Source organism: Achromobacter sp. JD-1, assembly GCF_038594925.1.
GTDB lineage: Bacteria > Pseudomonadota > Gammaproteobacteria > Burkholderiales > Burkholderiaceae_B > Achromobacter > Achromobacter spanius_C.
Genome location: NZ_JBCGCS010000080.1, coordinates 1 through 1223, shown reverse-complemented (window position 1 = coordinate 1223; position 1223 = coordinate 1). Strand labels below are relative to the sequence as shown.

Here is a 1223-nt window from a genome sequence, read left to right as displayed (position 1 = left end):
CCAAAATCCCTGCCATGACGTGCAAAGTGGTCATCAAGCTTGGCTTGGTCAGCAAACTTCGCTCCGCTTCCTGTCGCTTTTGCACCCTTTATCGATCCCGCCACCGCACTCGCAGCCGCCACTAGCCTTGCAGCCGTCTCTGTACTCACACCATATCTTTTTTGCAGATCGGCGGCGATTTCGGTATGGAGCGCCAAACTGACTGCTTCCGCGTGCTGCAAAAAGTATATGGCCAGATCAGTTCTTAGGGCCGCAGGAAGGTTCGTGCCAGCTAACTTATCTAGCTCCTCACGATACTCGGTAACTTGCTCGACAAAATCACCATAGAGTTCCCGGCAGCGGTTCGGGTCTGCCGCACACACTGCGATCATGGTTTCTTGGTTTTCGATGCTGAGTTTCCGGTACTTCTCCTGGACTTCGTCGCAATTGCCAAGTGCTTCGCAAGTGGATGCTTCTGCTGCGAATCGTTTCAACTCAGACAAGGTAAGGGCGTTATTGGTCAGCTCCGTGATAGCCGCGATGGTGCTAGTGGTGGCATCCACCGAAGTTGCTTCGGATATGCCGGCCACAATACTGGCGACCAAATTGCCTCGCGCTTCACGCTCCTCTGCAGATAGGTCATCCCCCGCGGCCATTCCTATCAGCTTGGCAAGGACGGAACTCGCTGCAGCCCCCAATGCACCGGCGGAGCAATTGCTGCCGCTCGCCGCCGCACCAGCGCATCCCACAATTCCATGCAGAAGGGCGCGCGCTGCCTCCGAATCGGTTCCATCACCCATGGAATCGGCGAGCTTTTTAACTTGCGATGCGCCTAGACCCTGGAAATAGTTCACTGCGGCTGCTTGCACGAAGGCACCAGCGCTGCCTGTCACATTGCCGGCCGCGCCCGCTGAAATCGCGCCCACAACGCGGCGGTAAGACCCAGACGGGCCCCACTCACTATCCAGCTTCTCCGCAGTTGCGGCGGCTTGTTCGCGCTCGGCTTGAGACAGCGTCTTGTCCTTTGCACGAGCTTTTAGAGCGTCAATTTCCTTCGCCCGATTCGTCAAAAACTGCCCCACCTGCCGCTGGGCCTCCGACGCAATCTCAAACCCCGCCTCGATCTTCTCCTTGTCAAAGATCGGTTTCAGCGCATTCAACGTATCCGTCGTGTCCCGATTCAACGACGCGATCGTCTCCGCTGCCGTCTTGCCGGTCAGGGCCAACTGCCCCGCCTCGTCACG

1 pseudogene is annotated in these 1223 nt (G+C 57.6%); it reads right to left on the bottom strand.

Going from position 1 to position 1223, the window contains the following annotated elements:
* Positions 1-1205, bottom strand: a pseudogene (locus tag WBR68_RS31305) (hypothetical protein); the annotation flags it as partial.
* Positions 1206-1223: the final 18 nt, after the last annotated feature.